Below are 21,690 nucleotides of genomic sequence, written 5' to 3'. Positions count from 1 at the left end.
TTTCCTGTCTTATCTATTTCGTGCCTTATTCGCACTGATCCGGACGTGATGGCCCTGATCGTTCAATAGGTCTCTCAATCGTTGAAAATCGTCACGGTCTGGTATCCCCGCGAACCAGACGCTGCCATCCTCGTCGAACATGACGTCGAGCGCCTTACCGTTTCGTGGCGCGTGTTCGTAGTGTGCAAAACGAGCGTGGCCGAGTGCGGTGAGGCAATGCAGCCGTTGATTGTCGCTGCCGCGCAAAGGGTGCGTCTGCGGGGCGTCGATGTCGAACGGATCCGAGATCAGCGCATCGATCAAGCCGTCGGCTCGGGCGAGCGTATCAGCCACCGATTCGATCGTGTGGCCGCTATAGACCAGTACGTCGCCGGCTGATAGCTGCCGCAGGCCACGCAACAGCGCGATCAGCGCGTCGGGCTGATCGAACGGCTCTCCACCCGAGATCGTGATGCCGGTGGATTCAGGCAACCAGGTTTGGACCTGCGACAAGACGGCGCCTACGTCGGTTTCACCTCCGGCGTTTGCCCATGTATCCATCGAAATGCACCCGGGGCATCGGATCGTGCAACCTTGAAACCAGATGCCGATCCGCTGCCCAGGCCCGAGTGTCGTCACGGGAAAGTGCAAGCGCGAAACGCGAATATCCATGGCCTAGCGCTTTTGCAAGTCGAACGAGCCGCAGTCGATGCCCGAGATGACAAACCGATCACCGGCGTTCGCATCCTGATCGAACAGGCCGCGTGCCAGCGGATTAAGCAGGTGCGCTTCGATCTGGTTTCGGATGCCGCGGCCGCCGTTGGATAGATCGCCGAGGCATTTCGCCTGGAGCGCTATCTTGGAACTGGAGTCCAGATCAACGACGATGCCTTGGGAGGCGACGTCGTCGAGGACGGCATGGACCATCTGCTCGAAAATGTCCGTCGCGACGTCCTCGCGAATGAAGTCGAAGACGATGATGTTCTCGCCGATGCGGTTAAGGATTTCCGGCCGGTTTAGGACCAGCTTGAAATGCTGATTGATTTCCCCGAGTACTTTCTTCTGGATTTCCGCAAAGTCGTTTCCTGGCTGGATATTTGCCACACGCTGACCCGATTCGTCCTGGCGATAAATTCCGAGGTTCGACGTGAAAACGATTAACGCTTCGGAAAAGTACACGCGATCACCGCGTCCCGACGTCAGCACGCCGTCATCGAGAATTTGTAGAAACTTGTCGAGAATGCGCGGATGCGCCTTTTCAATTTCGTCGAAGAGCACCACGCTGAACGGGCGTTCGCGAATCGCATTCGTCAATTCTCCGCCGACGTCGTAGCCGACGTAGCCGGGTGGAGCGCCGATGAGCCGCTGATCGGCGTGCTCCGCACTGAACTCGGACATGTCGAAGCGGATGTAGGCACTTTCGTCGCCGAACAGCAGGCTCGTGATCGTCTTGGCGAGTTCGGTTTTCCCGACGCCGGTTGGGCCGGCGAGGAACGCGACACCACGCGGCCGGTTTCCTTTCCGCTGAGAGCCCACACCCGTCATCGCACGTTTGACGAGGTCGAGCATGTGCGTGACTGCATGCGCTTGCCCTTTGACTCGCCGGCGGATGAAGGCGTCGGCGTGACGGATCTTGTCTCGATCGATTTGCTGCCACGGATCCTCGGTGACTCCCACTTTATAACGTCGCACGGCGTCGGCAATTTTATCGAGGGGAACCTGTTCGACGCGGGCGAGCGTGGCGATCGCATTCATGTCGGCCAGCAGTAATCCCTCGGACCCGTCAACGAATGCGGATTCTGCGTCGGCAAGACTGTCCGGTGTAGTGGTCTGGGCACCCGGCACGCCGCGCAGCAATGCGCCGGCCAACGCCCGACGTGCGGCACTGTCGGGTTTTGACACGGGAATATGCCGTATCCGAGGGTTGTCGATCAGCAACCAGTCTGGCAGATCGCCTTCCTTGTCGACGATCCAGATCACGGTATTGAAAAATGGACGTCGCAGTTCTCCCCAAGGGCGTGGTGCAGCCATATGCGCCAGCACCAGTGCGCGCGTGAACAGGGTGTGTTCCGTCGGGTTCAGGGTTTCGGCGCGAATCGCCAGTCGAGAAGCAAAATCGACGACGAGGGCAATCGGCGGGCCGGGCAGCGTGGCCAGGCGTTCAAGGCATGCGGTGAGCGCGTCGATGCCGCCCGGCGCCACGCCATCGACCGGTGTCAAGCCAAGACGTCGCAGGGTTGCATCGGCAGGCTCCGTCGGGGGCACCCGGCTGTCGGGTACCGTGAAGCCTGAAATCGGGCTCCAAGCGACCAACTGCGCATAGCCTGACTCCCGGAGATTGTCTCCGAGCGTACTCACCAGCGACTGTGCCGTCACCACTTCGGGGGCAACCTCGCATGCCTGCAAATCGCGTACGTTTCCCGAGAGCACGAATTGGCTTTTCAACGGGAGGAAACGCAGCAGATCCCGTAACCATCTTGGCTTGGTGTAGGCAGGCATGTCGTGATGGCGAGCAAAGAAAGTGAAAGCAAAACGTTATCATAGCCGCCCAATCGGTATATGCAGAACGAATAAGGCTAGTGGAAGCGAGTCGATATATTGTTGCGCGTTGAGAAATGGATATCGGCGGCTATGCTCATTAACGGATTCAGTCGAGCAACCCCGCTACCACATCGACGATCCGCTGCAGCAGCGCTTCGTCGTAAGGCAGCCACGGCACCGCGCGCAGCGGCGACGGCGGCGGCTCGATCGCGGGTTCGACAGGTTCGCCGTCGCGCATCACGCGCCCGGTCGCGCAATGCACCGACCACGCGCCGACGCGCACATGGCGTTCGTCGATCGTCATCTTCCCTTGCGCCAACGGCTCGGCGAACACCAGCGATAGCACGTGCCGGCGATGCCGCGCCATCGTACCCAGCGGCATCTCCGACAACCGGTTCAGGCGCTGCCAGCGTTCCGCTTCGCGTTCGCGCTGGCGCACCGGGTCGACCGTGAGTGCGGCGGCGGCCGCGCGCGTCGCGTCGTCGTCGAGCGCGAATGCGGCGACGCTCACGAGCAGGTCGACGGCACGCGCCACTTCCGAGAACACCACACGATCGATCTCGCCGATCGGCAGCGGCACCCAGCGCCGGTCGTGCCGCCGTTCGAAGTGCAGCCGGCGCGACGTGCCGTGGCTTTCCGAGCCCGGATAGAGCCGCGCATCGACGAAGAAGGTCGCGCGCACGTCGCCGAATTCGCGGACGAGCCCGTCGTCGTACGCGCGGATCGCCCAGCCTTCGCGGCGTGCGACGCCAATCAGCGGCCGGCTCGACAGCACGTGGCCTTCGAACATCGCGGACTCGCTGGCCCGCGCGTCGCCGTCGGCAGGCACGTAGTATTCGCGGAAGGCCTGCCTGACCGGTTGCCGCAGCGTGCGGCCGACGATCGCGCGTTGCCACGCGAGTCGCTCGTCCGCGTCGGCCAGCAACGGGTGCCATAGCCTGATCTCGCTATCGTCGGCGAGGTCGATCGCGTGTCCGGCCACGTCGCGCAGCACGACCTTGCCTTTAGCGATGTCCGGCATGAACGAATGCGTCGACCCATCGGGGCCGCGCGCGTGCCAGATCATGCGTGTGGCGAACGCCGCGCCGGCCGGCGCATCGACGAGGCGCTCGCGCCATTCGGCATGGCCGAGCGTCATCGACTGCCAGAAGCCGGGTTCCATGCACGTGGCGAGCATCGCAAGCTGCTTCTTGTCGGGCTTCGCGTCGAGCGTCATGCGCAGCGCGGTGTGCGGCCGCTCGCCGAGCGCGCGTTCGGCCGGCTTCAGGTTGCGCGCGAGTTTCTTCTGCACGCCGGCATGACGCACGATGGCGAGCGCATCGCGTAGCGCACGCACGCTCTCGGGTGTCGGGATCGTCTCGATCGCGTGGCCGAGCGCGATCGCAAGCGACTGCGACGGCGCGGTCTTCGCGGCCGTCGGCGCGACGCACACGCCGGTCAGCAACGGCCCGATCAGCGGGCGCAGCCACGCTTCGTCGCGATAGGCGGCCACGCGCGCGGCGCGCGCGACGACCTGCGCGTCGTCGGTCGTGAACGCGCGATCGGCCTCGTAGGGCACGGTACCCGCATGGAGCGCCGCGACCTGCCGCGCGGCCTCGGTCAATGCGTCGCGCGCGAACGCGACATACGCGGCGTCTTCCGCGAGCGTGACAGCGGGATCGCTGAAGTCGAGCCACAGCCGCCTCGGCGCGAAGTAGCCGTCGTTCGTCGCGGCCAGCGCGAGCAGCGCGGTCGGCCCGAGTTCGGGCAGCACGTCGAGTTCGCGCACGCGAAATGGCGAATCCGCCAGCGCTTGGGCATACACGTCGCGTCGCGCCGAGAAGTCGCGGCGGCCGGCGAACCGGTCGAGCGCATACACGCCATACGTGCTGGATCCCGAGCGCACGTCGCCTTCCTCCGGTTCGCCCGCAATGCGCGCGAGTTCGGCTTGCAGCGCCGGCGACGGCATGGTGTCGAGGCACGGTAGCTCCTCCAGCGCGCGTTTCCACTCGCCGGCCGGGATGTCGCGGAACAGTTCGAGCGCGGCATCGGCGTCGACGAGCGGCACGAGTCCGAGCGCATCGATTTGATCGTGCAGCCAGCGCGCGAATGTGGCGCGCGGATCGTCGAACGCCTGGTCGCGCACCAGGATCTCGTGCTCGACCCGACGCAATGCGGGCCAGACTGCGCCGAGCCCGTGCGCGTCGAGCGTCGACAGGTCGATCGGCGTGCCGGTGAAGTGAGGGTGGTCGGCGCGGCCGGTCAGCCGCGCGACGAGCTGGTCGACGAGGGCGCGATCAGTCATCCGCGGTCTCCATGGCGGACGTGTCGTTCTGGCGCCGTTTATGTACGTTCCAGGCGGTGCGGATCATGCCGCCGACGGCGGATGCCTGTTCGATCGTGTACTGCATGGTCTGACTCCGGTAGTGAAAACCGTGCGGACGCACAGTATTGCACCCCAATTGATGCAGCCGGGCGACAGGCCGTGCGGCGGGCGTTCCAGGACGATCCGGCCATGCCGCGCAAGGCTTCCGTCCGTCCGGCCATTTCATAAGACGTACAGTTTTCTCGCGATACGCGATTCGCGCCGAACTGTACTCTTGTCCGCGTGGTCGATGTGTGTACTCGCCGCCAACTGTTCTGCTCTTAAGATTCCATCATCAAGTGCACAGTGCCGCAGATCCCGTTGTACCGGAACCCTGTTGGCGCATCTTCAAGAGCGAGCCAGTGCGATGGAAAAGGCAAAACCGGAGGGAAAGATCAGGAATCACGACGGCCCGGTCGGCGGGCAGAACACGTGCGTGCCGGACGCGCGCGGCAGGGCGGCACGGCGGCGCAGGCCGGCGGGAGGCGCGCGATGAAGCTCTATGAAAAACTCGCGGACGACATCGAGCGCCTGATCCGCCAGGGCGTGTACCGGCACGGCGACCGGATTCCGTCGGTGCGGCAGGCGAGCCAGCAGCACCGGATCAGCATCACGACCGTGCTGCACGCGTATCTGCTGCTGGAAAGCCGCGGGTTGCTCGAAAGCCGGCCGCAGTCGGGCTATTTCGTGAACCTGCGGCGCGACGACGGCCATGCGCCGGTGCGCGAGCTGCGGCCGTCGAAGCCGATCGCGATCTCGTCGTCGGTCGACGTGAGCCGGCTGGTGCTGTCGACGCTGCGCTCGATCGGCGCCGACGACGCGGTGCCGCTCGGCTCGCCGTATCCGGACCCGAGCCTGTTCCCGTTCGAGAAGCTGAACCGCTACGCGTATGCGGCCGGCCGCGACAAGTCGCTGTGGGGCGTGACGGACGGGTTGCCGCCGGGGCATCCGCGGCTGATCCGGCAGATCGCGCGTCGCTACCTGGAAAACGGGATGTCGGTGGACCCGAACGAGATCATCGTGACGGTCGGCGCGACGGAGGCGATCAACCTGTGCCTGCAGGCCGTCGCGAAGCCGGGCGATACGATCGCGGTGGAATCGCCGACGTTCTACGCGATGCTGCACGCGATCGAGCGGATGGGGATGAAGGCGATCGAGGTGGCGACGCATCCGGAATACGGGATCGACATCGCGGCGCTGGCGGCGATTGCGAAGTCGCAGCCGATCGCCGCGTGCATGGTGATGCCGAACTTCCAGAACCCGCTCGGCTTCCAGATGCCGGACGAGCGCAAGCGCGAGCTGGTCGAGTTCGCCGCGAAGGCCGGGATGCCGCTGATCGAAAATGGCGTGTACAACGAACTGTATTTCGGCGACGCGCATCCGAGCTCGCTGAAGTCCTACGACCGCAGCGGGATCGTGCTGCATTGTTCGTCGTTCTCGAAGAGCCTGACGGCTGCGTACCGGATCGGCTGGGCGCTGCCGGGCCGCTATCGCGACCAGGTCGAGAAGCTGAAATTCCTGAACACGCTCGCGACGCCGTCGTTGCCGCAGCTCGCGATCGCGGAGTTTCTCGAACGCGACGGCTACGAGCATCACCTGAGGCGGATTCGCAAGGCGTATGCGCAGCAGGCGAACCTGATGCGCGCGATGGTGTCGCGGTTCTTCCCGGAAGGCACGCGCATCTCGAGCCCGGCCGGCGGGTACGTGCTGTGGGTCGAACTGCCCGCGCAGGTCGATGCGATGCGGCTGTACCAGCTCGCGCTGGAGCAGGGGATCACGATCGGGCCCGGCTACATGTTCTCGATCACGGACAGCTACCGGAATTTCATCCGGCTGAACTACAGCAGCCCGTGGTCGCCGGAGATCGAGCAGGCGGTGATCACGGTCGGCAAGCTAGCCTCGGCGTGCATGCGGTGAGCAGGCGAGCGCGGCATCTTGCGTTTCGACGACGAAGCCGGCCTTGGGCCGGCTTTTTTCTTGACGGTAGGGGCCGCCGTCGCGTTACCCGCTCATCGCGCCGCTCGAATCTGTCGAGCCGGGCCGCGATGCCGGCCGCGCGCGGCCGATAAGCGACGTCGACGCGCGCGAATCGCAACGGGCGATCGATGTCATGCCAGGTTCACTCCGGCACATCGTGATGTCAGCCGCCCGTCACCGGCGGAAAAAACGCCACCTCGCTATCCTCCCGCACGACGAATCCCCCCGTCACCATCTCGAGATTGACGGCCGCGCGCACGGGCCGGTCCGTCCGCAGCGCTTCCGCGCTGCGCGCGTCGCGTGCGGCCAGCGTGTCGCGCAGCGCGTCGACGGTGAGCTCGCGCGCATCGATCTCGACGATTTCCTCGTCGAGATCGAGTTGTTCGCGAATGCTTGCAAAGTATTTGATCGTCAGTTTCATCGCGATGTCTTGAATGGAATCGGCGGAATCGGAAAGGGCGCGGCGCGCCCGCTCAGCCCCAGCGCCGCATCGCCTGGTCGTCGTGCGCTTTCGCCTCGACCCAGCCGGATACGCCGTCGTGGCGGATCTCCTTCTTCCAGAACGGTGCGTGGGTCTTCAGGAAGTCCATCAGGAATTCGCACGCGTCGAACGCGGACCCTCGATGCGCGGCGGCCACCACGACCAGCACGACCGCCTGGCCGAGCGGAATGCGCCCGACCCGATGCACGATCTTGATCGCTTCGAGCCGCCAGCGTGCGCTGGCTTCCTCGACGATGCTCCACAGCGCCTGTTCGGTCATCGTCGGATAGTGCTCGACCTCGAGCGCGATCACGTCGTCGACGTCGCCTTCGTTGCGCACGACGCCGAGGAAATTCACGACCGCGCCGACATTCGGATTGCGAACGATCGGCGCGAGCTCGGCACCGGCATCGATCGACGCGTGCTGCACGCGCACTTCAAAGCCGGCGGCAATCGACGGTGGCGGCTCGGGGTGCGGGTCGGTCGTGCCGTCGGGAGCGGGGCTGCCGGCGTGCAACGGATCGTCCGGCAGCCCGGCGCGGGATTCGGTGAAGGTCGTCATGACGGTTCTCCTGTAAGCGGGGCGTCCGGTGTCGCGCGGCGGCCCCTCAGCCGCCGACCAGCGACATGCGCACGGTCGGATAGGTCTTGCCCGGCGCACGGGCCGGTCGTGCGGCCCGGCGCTCGGAGTAGCGGTCGTCGCGGTGCGTCCAGCGCTCGCGCACGGCGGCGGCGAGGTCGGCGATCGACGCCGTGTCGTCGAGCCACGGCCGCAGGTCGGCGCCTTGCGTCGCGAACAGGCACGTGTAGAGCTGTCCGTCGGCCGACACGCGGGCGCGCGAGCAGGTGCCGCAGAACGGATGCGACACACTGGCGATGAAGCCGACTTCGCCCGCACCGTCGATGTGCGCGCAACGGATCGCGGTCGCGTCGTGCCCCGGTTCGCCGACGAGCACGAGCGGGTAGTGTTCGTCGATCAACTCGCGCATGCGAGCGGCCGGCACGACCTTGTCGCCGGACCAGAAGCTCGCGCCGCCGACATCCATGTATTCGATGAAACGCACGGCCACGCCCGACTGCCGGAAGTGCCGCACGAGCGGCAGGATCTGGTCGTCGTTCGCGCCGCGCTCGATCACCGCGTTGACCTTGACCGGCGCGAGCCCGGCGGCCTGCGCGGCCTCGATGCCGGCCAGCACGCGCGACACGGGCACGTCGGCGTCGCTCATCCGGCGGAACACCGCATCGTCGAGCGCATCGAGGCTGACCGTCACGCGCGACAGGCCCGCGTCGCGCAGCGTGCGCGCCTTCGCGGCCAGCAGCGAGCCGTTGGTCGTCAGCGCGATTTCGACGGGCTTGCCATCGACGGTCGTCAGCACGGCGAGGCGTTCGATCAGCGCTTCGAGGTTGCGGCGCAGCAGCGGCTCGCCGCCCGTGATGCGGATCTTTTCGACGCCGAGCGACGTGAACGCGCGGGCGATCTTTTCCAGTTGCGCGAACGACAGCCGCTCGGACGACGGCATGAATGCGTAGTCGGCGCCGAAGCTTTCGCGCGGCATGCAGTAGCCGCAGCGGAAATTGCATTGATCGATCACGGACAGGCGCAGGTCGCGCAGCGGGCGGCCGAGCGTGTCGGACGTGCGGGGGAAAGCGCCGGGCGATGCGCCGCCGGAAAGTGCGGCAGCGGCCGGTGCGGCGGAAACGATGGCATTCACGATCGGTTCGTCGGCCTGCAGGAAGTAAGCGGTGGGGCGTCGCCGGTCGGCCGTGCGTGTGCGGATGGGCAGGCGCACGGCGCGTGACGAGCCTCTTCGTGAGGATAGTCCGCCGGGTTTTTCCGGCAGGGACACAATCGCGCCCGAATTGCAGGAATACAGTTCGCCGGGCGGCCTGCGTGGCCCGCGCGGCGAACGGCGCGGATCGGGCGAATGTCCGGTGTCGCGCTCATGCGAGCCAGTGCGCGAAATCGTAATACGGTACCGCGTCGCCGCACGCGATGCGCTGCCCGGCCGGCAACCGGGCCAGCCCGCTCGCCTGCACGAGCGACTGCAGCGTGCCGGAGCCTTGCTGGCGCAGCGTATCGAGGGCGGGCGTGCCGTCGAGGCCGACGGTGCAGTGCACGCGCACGAAGCGTTCGCGCTGCGCATCCGCTTCGAAGTCGGCGTCGATCGGCAGCGACGGCACGACCGGTACGCGTATGTCGCGCCCCTGCAGGCGGCGGATCAGCGGCGCGACGAACAGCGCGAACGCCGTCATCGCGGCGCCCGGATTGCCGGGCAGCAGCACCACCGGCCGCGTGTCGAGCCGTGCGAGTGCAACCGGCTTGCCCGGCTTCATGCGCACGCCGGCGACGATGAACGATGCGCCGAGCGCGTCCAGCGAGGGGCGCAGCAGATCCTTGTCGCCGACCGATGCGCCACCGACGCAGATCACCAGGTCGCACCCCGCGTGCAGATCGCGCAGCGCGCGATCGACGGCCGCCGCGGTGTCGGCCGCATGCAGGCTCATCGCGACATCGGCGCCGGTTCCCGAGACCAGCGCGGCGAGCATCGGCGCGTTACTGTTGTAAATCTGTTGCGGCGCCCGCGGCTGCCCGCACGCGACGAGCTCGTCGCCGGTCGTCAGGATGCCGACACGCACCGCGGGGCGCACGTCGACGCGCGCGAATCCCTGCGCGGCGGCGACGCCGACATGCATCGCGCCCAGGCGCACGCCGGCCGGCACGAGCAGGTCGCCGGCGCGCACTTCCTCGCCCCGGCGGCGGATGTGCGAGCCGCTGCGCTGCGGCGCGTCGAATGCGACCCAACCGTCCTGCTCGCGTGCGTGCTCCTGCATCACGACGGTGTCCGCGCCCGGCGGTATCACGCTGCCGGTGAAGATCCGCGCGGCCGTGCGAGGGGCCAGCGGCGCCGGCGTGTCGCCCGCATAGCAGCGCTGCGCGACGTGCAGCGGTTCGCCTTGCGCGAGATCCGCGTGACGCACGGCGTAGCCGTCCATCGCGCTCTGGTCGGCCGGCGGCTGGTCGAGCACGGCGGTGAGCGGCGCGGCCAGCACGTGGCCGGCGGCTTGCGCGACCGGGATGGACGTGGTGGCCGCGAGCGGCGCGAACGCGCTCGCGAAATGCTGCTGCGCGGTATCGAAATCGGTCAGGGGTTTCATCAGGAAAGCGCCGGATGCGCCGGTTGGTCGGGATGAGAGAGGGGAGCGATGTCGGGCGACACGTATTCGACGAAGCCGTCGTTGCGGCAGAAGCCGAGCAGCCGCACGCCGGCTTCGCGGGCGACGTCAATGGCGAGCGATGTCGGCGCCGAGATCGTCGCGACCATCGGGATGCCGACCCGGGCGGCCTTGCGCACCAGTTCGTAGCTTGCGCGGCTCGACAGGAACACGAAGCCGTCGTGAATGTTCGCACGACGCCGCGCGAGCCGGCCGATCAGCTTGTCGAGCGCGTTGTGGCGGCCGACGTCCTCGAACACGTCGAGCACGTCGCCGTCGCGGTCGCACCAGGCGGCCGCATGGATGCCGCCCGTCTCGCGCATCAGCGTCTGATGGGCCGGCAACGTGCGCGCGGCGCGCGCGATCGATGCCGCGCCGATCCCGGCGGCCATGCCGGCGGCGGCGATGCGCGGCGGGTGCAGGTCGAGCTGCGCGATGCTTTCGATCCCGCATACGCCGCAGCCGGTGCGGCCGGCCAGTGCGCGCCGGTGCGCCTTCATCGCCATGAACGCCTGCTGCGATACGGTAAGCCGCACTTCGGCGCTGCCGGCCCGGCATTCGCTTTCGATGTCGAAAACGTCCGACGCGCGCTCGACGATGCCTTCGCTCAGCGCGAAGCCGAGGCCGAACACGTCGAGGTCGATCGGGGTCGCCATCATGACCGTGTGCGCAATCCCGTTGAACACCAATGCAACCGGCGTTTCGTCGACGACACGGTCGACGGTGTCGCGTGCGTCGCCGGCACGGTGACGTGTCACATGACACGCGGTGCTGCCGGTCGGATCGTCGCGGCGGATGCAGGACTCCATGCGGTTTTCTCCAGGCGGATCGGCCGGCGGCCCGGCCGGGTCGGGCGCGTGCGCCGGACCAGGGGATTCGATGCTGCCGGGCGGGCGTGGCCGAGGGGCTCGGCGTGGCCGTGGGCAGGCGTTGCAGCGGATGTTAGCGGGGATGACGGGCACGCCGGATATACAGCGCCGCCACGCGGAAAGCAGTACAGCTGACCGTCCCGCAGGCACGAAATGTGTTTTCCGTACACACATCTTCGGCAGTGCAAGCAGCACAGTTTCGACGCACGCTCGAACGATTGCGAGTATCGTTGCAAACGCGATATCGTCATTCACGCTTCGATGCCATGCGAGTGACCGTTGGTGTTCGCATGTGTTGTCGCCAAGCCGTCGCGCGATTTCCTGCTTCGAGCGTACGTCCTCACAACCACGAGCAAATTACGGTCATGGAAATCTTCGATGCGTTCCATCTCGCCCGCTTGCAATTCGCGTTCACGGTGTCGTTCCACATCGTGTTTCCCGCGATCAGCATCGGTATGGCGAGCTTCCTGGCAGTGCTGGAATGGCGCTACCTCGTCACCGGCGATGCCGCCTACAAATCCATGTTCCAGTTCTGGTCGAAGATCTTCGCGATCGGCTTCGGGATGGGCGTGGTCTCCGGCGTCGTGATGGCGTACGAGTTCGGCACCAACTGGGCCGGCTTCTCGCGCGTCGCGGGCAACATCACGGGCCCGCTGCTCACCTATGAAGTGTTGACGGCGTTCTTCCTCGAAGCCGGCTTCCTCGGCGTGATGCTGTTCGGCTGGCAACGCGTCAGCCCGCGCGCCCACTTCTTCGCGACGCTGATGGTCGCGGTCGGCACGCTGATCTCGACGTTCTGGATCCTCGCGTCGAACAGCTTCATGCAGACGCCGCAGGGCTACAAGATCGAGAACGGCCTCGTCGTGCCGGTCGACTGGTTCAAGGTCGTCTTCAACCCGTCGTTCCCGTACCGGCTCGTGCACATGACGATCGCGGCGTTCATCGTCGCCGGCTTTATCGTCGCCGCGTGCGGCGCGTGGCACCTGCTCAAGGGGCGTCGCGACGAGCCGGTGAAGCGCAGCTTCTCGATGGCGCTGTGGATGCTGCTGGTGCTCGCGCCGATCCAGATCGTCGTCGGCGATGCGCACGGGCTGAACACGCGCGAATACCAGCCGGCGAAGATCGCGGCGATCGAAGGGCTGTGGGAAACCGAGAAGGGCGGCACCGCGTTGAACCTCGTCGGGTTGCCCGACATGCAGGCCGAAACCACGCGCTATGCGATCCAGGTGCCGCACCTCGGCAGCCTGATCCTCACGCACAGCTGGGACGGCGAGATTCGCGGCCTGAAGGAATTCCCGCCGCAGGACCGCCCGTATTCGCCGATCGTGTTCTGGACGTTCCGGATCATGGCGGGCCTCGGGATGCTGATGCTGCTCACCGCGCTGCTCGGGCTGCTGCTGAGAAAGGGCGGGCGCCTGTATGAAACGCGCTGGTTCCAGTGGTTCGTGGTGGCGATGGGGCCGTCGGGCATCCTCGCGCTGCTGGCCGGCTGGATCACCACCGAGGTCGGGCGGCAGCCATGGACCGTGTACGGCGTGCTGCGCACCGTCGATTCGGTGGCGCCGCTCAGCGCGCAGCAGGTTGGCGTGTCGCTGCTGATCTTCGTGGTCGTGTATTTCCTGGTGTTCGGAACGGGTATCTATTACATGATGAAACTGATGAAGCGCGGGCCGGCCGCCCAGGCCGGGTATATCGAGCTGCACCGGCATCCGGGGCTGCGCAAGAGCGCGCTGTCCACGCCGCTGAACGTCACCGAAGCGGAGTAAGCCATGCAAATCGATCTTCCTGTCGTGTGGGCCGCGATCATCGGCCTCGGCGTATTCATCTACGTGATGCTGGACGGCTTCGATCTCGGTATCGGCCTGCTGTTTCCGTTCTTCGACGCGAAGGCCGAGCGCCAGGTGATGCTCGACACCGTCGCGCCGGTGTGGGACGGCAACGAGACGTTCCTGGTGCTCGGCGGCGCGGGGCTCTACGGCGCATTCCCGGTCGTGTATTCGACGCTGCTGCCGGCGAACTACCTGCCGCTGGTGCTGATGCTGGTCGGGCTGATCTTCCGGGGCGCGGCGTTCGAGCTGCGCGCGAAGGCCACGCGCACGCAACACATGTGGGATCTCGCGTTCATCGGCGGCTCGGCGCTCGCCGCGTTCTGCCAGGGGATCGTGCTCGGTTCGCTGCTGCAAGGCATCAAGATCGAGAACCACCAGTTCGCGGGGGGGCCGTTCGACTGGCTGTCGCCGTTCAGCCTGCTGTGCGGGATCGGCGTGCTCGTCACGTATGCGACGCTCGGCTGCGGCTGGCTGATCCTGAAGGTCGACGGCGAACTGCAGCGCAAGATGCGGCTCCTGATGAAACCGCTCGCGGGCGTGCTGCTCGCCGTGATGGGCGTGGTCAGCCTGTGGACCGTGATCGGGCTGCCGGCCGTCGCGCATCGCTGGTTCGGCAGCGGCGACCTCGGCTGGTTCCTGCCGGTGCCGGTCCTTGTGCTCGCGTGCGTGTGGGGCATCTTCCACACGGTGAAACGCGAGCACGAGGCCACGCCGTTCCTGTTGACGCTCGCGCTCGTGTTCCTCGGCTACACGGGGCTCGTGATCAGCATCTGGCCGAACATCGTGCCGCCGTCGCTGTCGATCTGGGATGCGTCGTCGAGCCATTCGAGCCAGCTGTTCGCGCTCGTCGGCACCGTGATCGTGCTGCCGATCATCCTCGTGTACAACGCGATGCAGTACCGCGTGTTCCGCGGCAAGGTGCGCGAGGGCGATATCGGCTATCACTGAGCGGCTATCGCTGAACGCCGCCCGATGTGACGGGCGCAGCGGGGGCAGCGGGCGCGGGCGTATCATCACGCGTAGCGCGGCACCCGTGCCCGGCATGCTCCCGACAGCGGCCCGCCACGCGCGGGCCGTTGCACATTGGGCGCCGGCGTGCCGTTTGATGCATCCCCTGGCAGTCGAGAAAACACCATGATCGTCCGACCACAACAAAACTGGCTCAGGATGCTGTTCGTCTGGAACGGCTCCGTGCTGCAATCGATCATTCCGCAACTCGTGTTCATGGCGATCGTCAGCACGCTGGCGGTCTTCACGAACGGGCGCATCTTCGGCGAGAAGATCCCGCTCAACACCGCGCCGTTCACGCTGTTCGGGCTCGCGCTCGCGATCTTCCTCGGGTTTCGCAACAACGCGAGCTTCGAGCGCTTCAAAGAGGCGCGGCATCTTTGGGGCAGCCTGCTGATTGCGGCGCGCGCGCTGACGTCGCAGTTGAATCGCTACCTGCCCGACAGCGTGAGCGACGCCGAGCGCCACCGGCTCGCCGACCTGCTGATCGCGCTCACCTATGCGCTGAAGCATCAGCTTCGTCATACCGATCCGACCGCGGACCTGCAGCGCATTCTCGGTGCGCAACGCACGGCCGAGCTTGGCGGCAAATGCTTCAAGCCCGTCGCGATCCTCGACGAGCTGCGCGGTGGCGTCGTCCGCGCGCTGGGCCGCGCGCCCGGCAGCGACGCGACCTGCTGGATGTTCGAGACGCAGCTCGACGAGGTCGGCAAATCGATCGGCGGTTGCGAACGCATCCTGTCGACGCCGATTCCGTTCTCGTACAGCGTGCTGCTGCATCGCACCGTGTATGCGTACTGCGTGCTGCTGCCGTTCGGCCTCGTCGATTCGACGGAGTTCTTCACGCCGCTGATCTGCGTATTCATCTCGTACACGCTGATCGCGCTCGAGGCGATCGCGAGCGAAGTGGCCGAGCCGTTCGGCCTCGCGCCGAACGCGCTGGCGCTCGATGCGATGACGCGCACGATCGAGCGGTCGGTGCTCGAACTGGGCGATCGCCCGCTGCCGGAGGAATTCGTGCCGGCGTCGACGTACCAGATCACGTGAGCGGGGGCGCGCAGGCGCGGAAGGCGTGGATCGCGTCGGGCGCTAGAATGGCGCTTGCCTGTTCAGGAGAGGCTGACATGCGAATCTACGTGACGAGTATCTTTGTCGACGACCAGGGCAAGGCGTTGACGTTCTATACCGACAAGCTCGGTTTCAAGCTGAAGAACAACGTGCCGGTGGGCGAGTACCGCTGGCTGACCGTGGTGTCGAAGGACCAGCCGGACGGCACGGAACTGCTGCTCGAGCCGAGCAACCATCGCGCGGTCGGGCCTTACAAGCAGGCGTTGTACGAGGACGGCGTCCCGGCGGCATCGTTCCAGGTCGACGATCTCGATGCGGAGTTCGCGCGGCTCACGGATCTCGATGTCCGGTTCACGCTGGAGCCGATGGATGCGGGGCCCGTGCGCGTCGCGGTCATCGACGATACGTGCGGGAACCTGATTCAGCTGATGCAGATGAAGTGACGCAACGCGCCGCGCCGCGTGGGACGCTCGGCGCACCGCGACCGGCGACGCAGGGTGCATCCAGCTGCGCGCCTGCGTGCGGTGCCGGATGCGCCACCCGCATTCGGTCCGCATCCGCCGTCGGCGTGATCGACATCGCACGTGACGGTGTCGGGCGCTCACGTATCGCCGCGCGAGCGGCAGGGTGACTCCGGTGCGAAATGCCGCGCTCAGGTAGACTCGTGTGCCCTTCGACGGAGGAGATGCGATGCAACTGCTTGATCACGTGTCGATCGGCGTGCCGGATATCGAACTGGCGCGCCCGTTCTACGATGCCATCATGGCCGCGCTGGGCGCAGCCAAGGTCTATGACCGGCCGACCGCGCTCGGCTATGGCGAACGCTGCAATGCGAACGACACCGCGTCGACTTGCGTGGCGGTCTATCTGGATCCCGCTGAAATCGGCGCGAGCAAGCGGCACTGGTGCTTCAAGGCCGCGAGCCGCGAGCAGGTGGATGCGTTTTTCGAAGCGGGACTTGCGACGGGCGGGCAGTCCGACGGCGAGCCCGGCTTGCGGCCGCATTACCACGGCGACTACTACGGCGCGTTTCTCGTCGACCCAGCCGGCAATCGGGTCGAGGCGGTGTGCCACGCGTCCGTGCCGGCGCATGCATCGTGATGAAGCGGCGCGTGCATCTACGCTCGCTTGCGCACGTAATGCGGTGATCGCCGTGCGCCGGCCCGATACCGCCCGGCGCGCGGAGCGCATTCGCGTGCTCGCTGCCTGCGCCGCTCAATCGAAGTAGTTCAACCCCATCGCGCCTTTCACCTCCGCGAGCGTCGCGCCGGCCACGTCACGTGCGTGCAACGTGCCGCGCTTGAGGATCGCCATCACTTCGGCCTTGTCGGCCTCGAATTCGCGACGGCGTGCGCGGATCGGCTCGATCAACGCCTGCAGCCGGTCGTTCAGCACGCGCTTGACGACGCTGTCGCCGAGCCCGCCGCGACGGTAGTGCGCCTTCAACTCGTCCACCTTCTGCACGTCGGGCTCGAACGCATCGAGGAACGTGAACACGACGTTGCCCTCGACCTGGCCGGGATCGCTCACGCGCAGGTGGTTCGGGTCCGTGTACATGTCCTTCACGGCCTGCGTGATCTCGTCCGGCGTCGAGCCGAGCGTGATCGCGTTGCCGAGCGACTTGCTCATCTTTGCCTTCCCGTCGATCCCCGGCAGCCGCGTGACCGGCGACAGCACAGCCTCGCATTCGACCAGCACGGGTTGCTCGACGGTCGCGTTGAAGCGGCGCACGAGTTCGTTGGTCTGCTCGATCATCGGCAACTGGTCGTCGCCGACGGGCACGTGCGTCGCCTTGAACGCGGTGATGTCGGCCGCCTGGCTCACCGGGTAGGTCAGGAAGCCGGCCGGGATGTCGCGCTCGAAACCGCGCAGGCGGATCTCTTCCTTGATGGTCGGATTGCGTTCGAGGCGCGCGACCGTGACGAGGTTCAGCAGGTATTGCGACAGCTCGGCGAGTTCCGGCACCTGCGACTGCACGACGATCGTCGAGATCGCCGGATCGATGCCGACCGCGAGATAGTCGAGCGCGACTTCGATCACGTTCTCGGTGACGCGCTGGCGGCGGCCCATGTTGTCGGTCAGCGCTTGCGTGTCGGCGAGCAGCAGGAATTGCTTCGCTTCGTGCTGCATGTGCACGCGGGCGCGCAGCGAACCGATGTAGTGGCCGAGGTGCAGCGGGCCGGTCGTGCGGTCGCCGGTGAGGATGGTCGGTCGGGTCGGGTGGGTCATGTTGGTCGTTGCTCCGGGTTATCGAAGCCGCCAGCCATGGTGTCTGCGCAGAAACGCAAATGCCGCCATCGCTGGCGGCATCACGTTTGGGACATGCAAAAGGAAACGGGCCGCCTGGGTCAGGCGCGCCACCAGCAATGCACGTTCGGCGAGGCAGGTTGGGTTTCCATTGCGTGAGTATAGCGTAGTGCGGGGAGGGCCGTGCCGCGTCAGCGTATGACCGACTCCATCGCAAGGTACGCGGTTTCGGCCGACGGCCACAGCAGGTACAGCAGGCCGGCCATCAGCAGCAGCGCGCCGGCACGTACCAGCGGCGTGCGGTCTTTCTCGCGCGGAGGGCGGGTGGACGGCTTCGAGTTCTTCATGCTTGCTGGCGCACGAGGCGCCACTCCAACGGTTGCTGCAACGGGTCGGGTGGGGCGACGCCGGGGTGTTGCGGGTTTGACGGGGGCCGGGGTGCGGTTCGGGGCACCGGAGCGCGAGGGTGGGCTGAGCCGGTCGCGCGGCAAAAAAGGGACGGCTGAGTGTCGGGCTGCCGCCCATCCAGAGGCGACGTGCATCCTACCAAATCGTCGGCGCGGACACAGTCAAGAATTGTCGGGGACAGGTGCGGCTGCAGGAGGCGCCTCCGAATCGTCGCGGTGCCGCACCGTGCATCGTGATGGAAACGTAGAACCGGCCATCTTCTCGACCGCTACGCTCAATTGCCCGTTCGAACTCGGGTTCGACACGACGCGCGGCCGTCACTGTCGGCGCCGTGGTCCGGGAGCCGGTTCGAATGGATCTTGCCGAGCCTGCATCGGCCCGGTTGCCGCGGACGAGGCGGCGTGATCCCGGCAATGTCATTCGCGCGCGGCGACCGATTTCACAGACGCGTCTCACGGTTCGTCCATACAGCGGTCCTGCCGAACTTTCCGGCGAGGCCGTCGCACGTCCATTCCCGGGAGAACACCATGCGATATCCATTGCAGCCTGCCGACCAGGGCGCCTCGTCGCTGCGTCCGTCCGCACCCCGACCGCACGCACCGGCGCCGCGGGCCGACATCGAGGAGAGGAAACCATGAGCCACGAAGCACTCGACCCGCTGCTGCGGCAGTTCGCGGAGAAGCGACTGGGGCGGCCCCTCGCGCCGGCCGAAGAACAGGCGCTGCTGGAGCAACTGCCGGGCAGGCACGGGAACCCGCCGGCGCCGGCTGCCAACACGGCCGCGCCGGCGGCCGCCGCGAACCCGCCATTGCCGCGCTTGAAAACCCGGCAGGAGGCGCGTGAGCAGGTCAAGCATTTCCTGCAGCTCAACCAGCAGAAGGCGTACGAGAAGATGCGCGGCATCCTGCAGACGATCGACGCGCAGAACGAGACGACCCTCGGCATGCTGGCGTCGGAACAGCGGAAAGTGTCCGGCGTGCTCGACGCGCACGCGCCTCCGGACGACGCGCAGGCATCCGGCGCGGCCGAGATCCAGGACAGCACCCGCGAGGCGCTGGCGATGATCGGCGAACAGTTGACGGGCCTGATCCGGCAGGAAATCGACGCATGCTTTCGGCAATACGTCGATTCGCTCGCCGAACGGCTCGACGCCAGGCTCGATGCGATGGAGGCGCGGTTGCGAAGCGCTGACGCCGCCCCGTCCGAACCGTCCGAACCGACCGCTGTCGTCGCAGCTGCCGTTCACGATACCGCCGGCCAAGCGTCCATGGAGTAGCACGCGGGTGATTCGGCAGACAGCCAAACCGGCCGGCCCCGATGTGCGACCTCTCAACTACGTGAACCAAGGAGCAACAAATGACTGATACGTGTCAAGTGTGCCAGGTCAATCCCGCGATTACCGATGCGGTCACACAGGTCAACGTCAAGGTGGTCGCGGAAGCGCCGGCAATGGCGATGGGCTCGTTGTACCAGGCCCAGAGCCATTCGCTCAGCATCCTGTTCGAGAACGCGGTGCAGCAGCAGTCGCAGGCCGCAATCCAGTCGCAGACGTCGACGAACGTAGGGACGATGCAGCTCTATACGATCGGGCCGGAAAGCGCGGGCGCGGCCGCCACGGAAATCGGGGCGAACGGGATCATCTCCATTCTGGCCGACGTGATCGCGATCGGGAAGGCAGTCAAGGCCTGACGCGCCATCGCAACGCCGTGGTCGAGCGGCGGCGCAAGCGGCGCGCACCGCCGAAGCCGCCGACGTGCCGCGGATCCGCAGTACGGCCGCCGGCGCCTGAACAGGGGTGCCGCGCGGTATTCCGGAGCAACAGACAGAACGGGTGGAGCCGATTCAATGCGGCGCCTGTTCGCGAACCAGGAGAAATACGATGCCAAACGACGCAAACGACGTAAAGGACCCGAAAGACGCCTGCAACTGCAAGACGTGCGCGGTGAACGCCGCGATCACCGACGCGGTCACGCAAGCCAACGTCAAGGTGGTCGGCGAAGCACCTGCGATGGCAACGGGCTCGCTGTACCAGGCTCAGAGCCATTCGCTCAGCGTGCTGTTCGAGAACGCCGTGCAGCAGCAGTCGCAGTCGGCGGTGCAGCTGCCGACCTCGACGAACGTGGGCACGATGCAGCTGTACACGCTCGGGCCGGCGAGCGCGGGCGCCGCCTCGACGGAAATCGGCTCGAACGGCGTGCTTTCCGTGCTGGCCGACGTGCTCGCGCTCGGCAAGGCGCTTGCCTGACGCGCAGCCTGGCGTCGACGCCGGGCGGTGGCCCTGATCGGAGGCTACCGCCCGGCGCCCGATGTCGTGTCGGCGCTTGCGACGTATCGACAACCCGGTGCGGCGTGCGTCGCCGGCCGACCCTCTGATGCTTTCGCCGTGACTGCACCGCAGCGGCGAGCCAACCAGGAGCAACGACATGCCGGAACAGGTTTCCGCCGCGGTGACCGATGCGGTCACGCAAGCCAACGTCAAGGTGGTGGGCGAGGCGCCCGCCGTGGCCTTGGGCACGCTCATGCAGTCGAACAGCCATGCATCCGCGATCCTGTTGCACAACGCGGTGCAGATGCAGGCGAACCAGGCGATGTCCAATCTCGCCGCGACGACGGTCGGCGTCATGCAGCTCTATGCCGGCTCGCCGGCAGCGGCGGCGGCCGGCGCCGCACGGTCGGCGAACGACAGCTTTGCGTCGCAGCTGGCTGCCGTCGCGCAGCTGATGAACGCGATCGGCCACTGGCGCGGCTGATCCTCCCCGCGCGGCGCCCGACCCGGCGCACGCGATTTCCCCGCGCCGCGGCACCGCACGACGCCCGTGCGTGCCCGGCCGTCAATTGGCGTCGACGATGGTCCGAAGCTGCTCCGGCTTCTGGATCGTGACGCCGTGTTCGTGAAGCCGAATCAGGCCGTCGCGCTGCATCTTCTGCAGGCTGCTGTTCAGTCGCGGCCGGCTGACGTTGAGCATCGCCGCGAGGACGCTCTGGTTCTCCGGCAGCGGCACCTCGAGATCGTTCCCTTGCATGCGGTTCAGCAGATGGCGCGCGAGCCTGGCTTCGAGCCGGTACAGGCATGCCGACTCGACGAAGTCGCTCAGCTGGTGGATATGCTGGCACAGCTGCTCGTGGATGCGACCCATGAATTCCGGGTTGGTCAGCAGCGGCGCGAAGTACGGGCGATGCAGCAGCGAAATGCGGCAGTCGGCGCTCAACTGGGCGGTGAAGTTGCGCCGGTGCGCGCGAATCAGCGTGGTTTCGCCGATGAGTTCGCCCGGCATCGAGTGGCCGAGAATGATCTCGCGTCCACCGGGTTCGTGCAGCGTCTTGTAGACGCGTCCGCGGTGCACGAATGCGATGAAATCTCCCGGATCACCCTTGAAGAACAACAGGCGATTGCCGTGTTCGGGCCAGGGCGTGACATGCCGCTCGATATGAGCGATCAGGCTTTCCGGGAGGTCGGTGAGTATCGGTATATTGCGCAGCGTTTGAGCGTTAGCAGGGGCAGGCATGTTTTCCGCGCGAGGTTGTTTGACGATACGGCCACCTAGCGAAAAACGCTGCCTTCGGCATTGCGTGAAAAATGAATAATGAAAGTGTCGAGATAATCGGCAAGCAGTCCGGACGGGGCGGCACTTCGGCGGCAACGGCGCCTGGTCGATCGACATGGGTAGCTGCATGCCGGCGCACGAACAATGCGCGGCGGCAGTCGTTCTTTTTCATCGCAATGCC

21 protein-coding genes are annotated in these 21,690 nt (G+C 66.4%); 10 read left to right on the top strand and 11 right to left on the bottom strand.

Translation table 11 applies throughout. From position 1 onward, the window contains the following. Window positions 1-9: 9 nt before the first annotated feature. The 3 genes from ACPTTC_RS37460 to ACPTTC_RS37450 all read right to left on the bottom strand — a co-directional run bounded on the left by ACPTTC_RS37460 (window position 10) and on the right by ACPTTC_RS37450 (window position 4,804). On the bottom strand, window positions 10-651 hold the full coding sequence (locus ACPTTC_RS37460; protein WP_423396307.1) for a 4Fe-4S single cluster domain-containing protein: 642 nt from the start codon (window positions 649-651) through the stop codon (window positions 10-12). Window positions 652-654: 3 nt separating this feature from the next. After that, window positions 655-2,478, bottom strand: a complete 1,824-nt coding sequence (locus ACPTTC_RS37455; RefSeq protein ID WP_423396306.1) for an AAA family ATPase — start codon at window positions 2,476-2,478, stop codon at window positions 655-657. A 148-nt stretch (window positions 2,479-2,626) separates the two neighbouring features. Further along, window positions 2,627-4,804: a DUF4132 domain-containing protein gene (locus tag ACPTTC_RS37450; protein WP_423396305.1), complete on the bottom strand. Its 2,178-nt coding sequence runs from the start codon at window positions 4,802-4,804 to the stop codon at window positions 2,627-2,629. A gap of 552 nt (window positions 4,805-5,356) precedes the next feature. On the opposite strand from ACPTTC_RS37450, the gene ACPTTC_RS37445 reads away from it, so the two are divergent. Beyond that, window positions 5,357-6,781 carry a PLP-dependent aminotransferase family protein gene (locus tag ACPTTC_RS37445; RefSeq protein ID WP_423396304.1) on the top strand — a complete coding sequence of 475 codons (1,425 nt, stop codon included), beginning with the start codon at window positions 5,357-5,359 and terminating at the stop codon, window positions 6,779-6,781. 223 nt (window positions 6,782-7,004) lie between these two features. On the opposite strand, the gene moaD is transcribed toward ACPTTC_RS37445, so the two are convergent. From moaD to fdhD, 5 genes are all read right to left on the bottom strand, one after another. Beyond that, the gene (gene moaD / locus ACPTTC_RS37440; protein WP_011349653.1) at window positions 7,005-7,262 is read right to left on the bottom strand and encodes a molybdopterin converting factor subunit 1; all 258 of its coding nucleotides are present in this window, start codon (window positions 7,260-7,262) and stop codon (window positions 7,005-7,007) included. A gap of 52 nt (window positions 7,263-7,314) precedes the next feature. Then, entirely contained in the window at window positions 7,315-7,884 is a 570-nt protein-coding gene (locus tag ACPTTC_RS37435; protein ID WP_423396303.1) for a molybdenum cofactor biosynthesis protein MoaE, read from the bottom strand. 46 nt (window positions 7,885-7,930) lie between these two features. Then, complete coding sequence (moaA, locus tag ACPTTC_RS37430) at window positions 7,931-9,055, bottom strand: GTP 3',8-cyclase MoaA (RefSeq protein ID WP_423396575.1); 1,125 nt, start codon at window positions 9,053-9,055, stop codon at window positions 7,931-7,933. Window positions 9,056-9,263: 208 nt separating this feature from the next. Then, a complete protein-coding gene (glp, locus tag ACPTTC_RS37425) occupies window positions 9,264-10,478 on the bottom strand; it encodes a gephyrin-like molybdotransferase Glp (RefSeq protein ID WP_423396302.1) in 1,215 nt (404 codons plus the stop codon). Further along, a complete protein-coding gene (fdhD, locus tag ACPTTC_RS37420) occupies window positions 10,478-11,344 on the bottom strand; it encodes a formate dehydrogenase accessory sulfurtransferase FdhD (RefSeq protein ID WP_423396301.1) in 867 nt (288 codons plus the stop codon). Before fdhD ends, glp begins: the two co-directional genes overlap by 1 nt. Window positions 11,345-11,769: 425 nt before the next feature. Here fdhD and ACPTTC_RS37415 point away from each other — a divergent pair, with 425 nt between their 5' ends. The 5 genes from ACPTTC_RS37415 to ACPTTC_RS37395 all read left to right on the top strand — a co-directional run bounded on the left by ACPTTC_RS37415 (window position 11,770) and on the right by ACPTTC_RS37395 (window position 16,410). Further along, complete coding sequence (locus ACPTTC_RS37415) at window positions 11,770-13,170, top strand: cytochrome ubiquinol oxidase subunit I (protein WP_226200548.1); 1,401 nt, start codon at window positions 11,770-11,772, stop codon at window positions 13,168-13,170. Window positions 13,171-13,173: 3 nt separating this feature from the next. Further along, a complete protein-coding gene (cydB, locus tag ACPTTC_RS37410) occupies window positions 13,174-14,181 on the top strand; it encodes a cytochrome d ubiquinol oxidase subunit II (protein ID WP_175952083.1) in 1,008 nt (335 codons plus the stop codon). A 186-nt stretch (window positions 14,182-14,367) separates the two neighbouring features. Continuing rightward, entirely contained in the window at window positions 14,368-15,288 is a 921-nt protein-coding gene (locus ACPTTC_RS37405) for a bestrophin family protein (RefSeq protein ID WP_423396300.1), read from the top strand. A gap of 77 nt (window positions 15,289-15,365) precedes the next feature. Then, window positions 15,366-15,752 (top strand): VOC family protein, encoded by a 387-nt coding sequence (locus ACPTTC_RS37400; protein ID WP_423396299.1) that lies wholly within the window; start codon window positions 15,366-15,368, stop codon window positions 15,750-15,752. A 247-nt stretch (window positions 15,753-15,999) separates the two neighbouring features. After that, window positions 16,000-16,410, top strand: a complete 411-nt coding sequence (locus ACPTTC_RS37395; RefSeq protein WP_423396298.1) for a VOC family protein — start codon at window positions 16,000-16,002, stop codon at window positions 16,408-16,410. Window positions 16,411-16,524: 114 nt separating this feature from the next. On the opposite strand, the gene trpS is transcribed toward ACPTTC_RS37395, so the two are convergent. Further along, complete coding sequence (trpS, locus tag ACPTTC_RS37390; protein ID WP_423396297.1) at window positions 16,525-17,538, bottom strand: tryptophan--tRNA ligase; 1,014 nt, start codon at window positions 17,536-17,538, stop codon at window positions 16,525-16,527. Window positions 17,539-17,747: 209 nt separating this feature from the next. Beyond that, window positions 17,748-17,903 carry a hypothetical protein gene (locus ACPTTC_RS37385; RefSeq protein ID WP_175952088.1) on the bottom strand — a complete coding sequence of 52 codons (156 nt, stop codon included), beginning with the start codon at window positions 17,901-17,903 and terminating at the stop codon, window positions 17,748-17,750. Between the two features lie 695 nt (window positions 17,904-18,598). Between ACPTTC_RS37385 and ACPTTC_RS37380 the strand changes: the two genes are divergently transcribed. From ACPTTC_RS37380 to ACPTTC_RS37365, 4 genes are all read left to right on the top strand, one after another. After that, window positions 18,599-19,240 (top strand): hypothetical protein, encoded by a 642-nt coding sequence (locus ACPTTC_RS37380; protein ID WP_423396296.1) that lies wholly within the window; start codon window positions 18,599-18,601, stop codon window positions 19,238-19,240. Between the two features lie 80 nt (window positions 19,241-19,320). After that, on the top strand, window positions 19,321-19,653 hold the full coding sequence (locus tag ACPTTC_RS37375) for a RebB family R body protein (protein WP_205782163.1): 333 nt from the start codon (window positions 19,321-19,323) through the stop codon (window positions 19,651-19,653). A 190-nt stretch (window positions 19,654-19,843) separates the two neighbouring features. Further along, on the top strand, window positions 19,844-20,209 hold the full coding sequence (locus tag ACPTTC_RS37370; protein ID WP_423396295.1) for a RebB family R body protein: 366 nt from the start codon (window positions 19,844-19,846) through the stop codon (window positions 20,207-20,209). Between the two features lie 178 nt (window positions 20,210-20,387). Beyond that, window positions 20,388-20,714 (top strand): RebB family R body protein, encoded by a 327-nt coding sequence (locus ACPTTC_RS37365; RefSeq protein ID WP_264166097.1) that lies wholly within the window; start codon window positions 20,388-20,390, stop codon window positions 20,712-20,714. A gap of 81 nt (window positions 20,715-20,795) precedes the next feature. Here the strand turns inward: ACPTTC_RS37365 and ACPTTC_RS37360 are convergent, their stop codons facing one another. Beyond that, a complete protein-coding gene (locus ACPTTC_RS37360) occupies window positions 20,796-21,626 on the bottom strand; it encodes a Crp/Fnr family transcriptional regulator (RefSeq protein ID WP_226200568.1) in 831 nt (276 codons plus the stop codon). Window positions 21,627-21,690 lie beyond the last annotated feature (64 nt).

It is taken from the genome of Burkholderia mycopellens (assembly GCF_964265025.1).
GTDB lineage: Bacteria > Pseudomonadota > Gammaproteobacteria > Burkholderiales > Burkholderiaceae > Burkholderia.
This window is presented reverse-complemented; position numbering and strand designations above follow the sequence as displayed.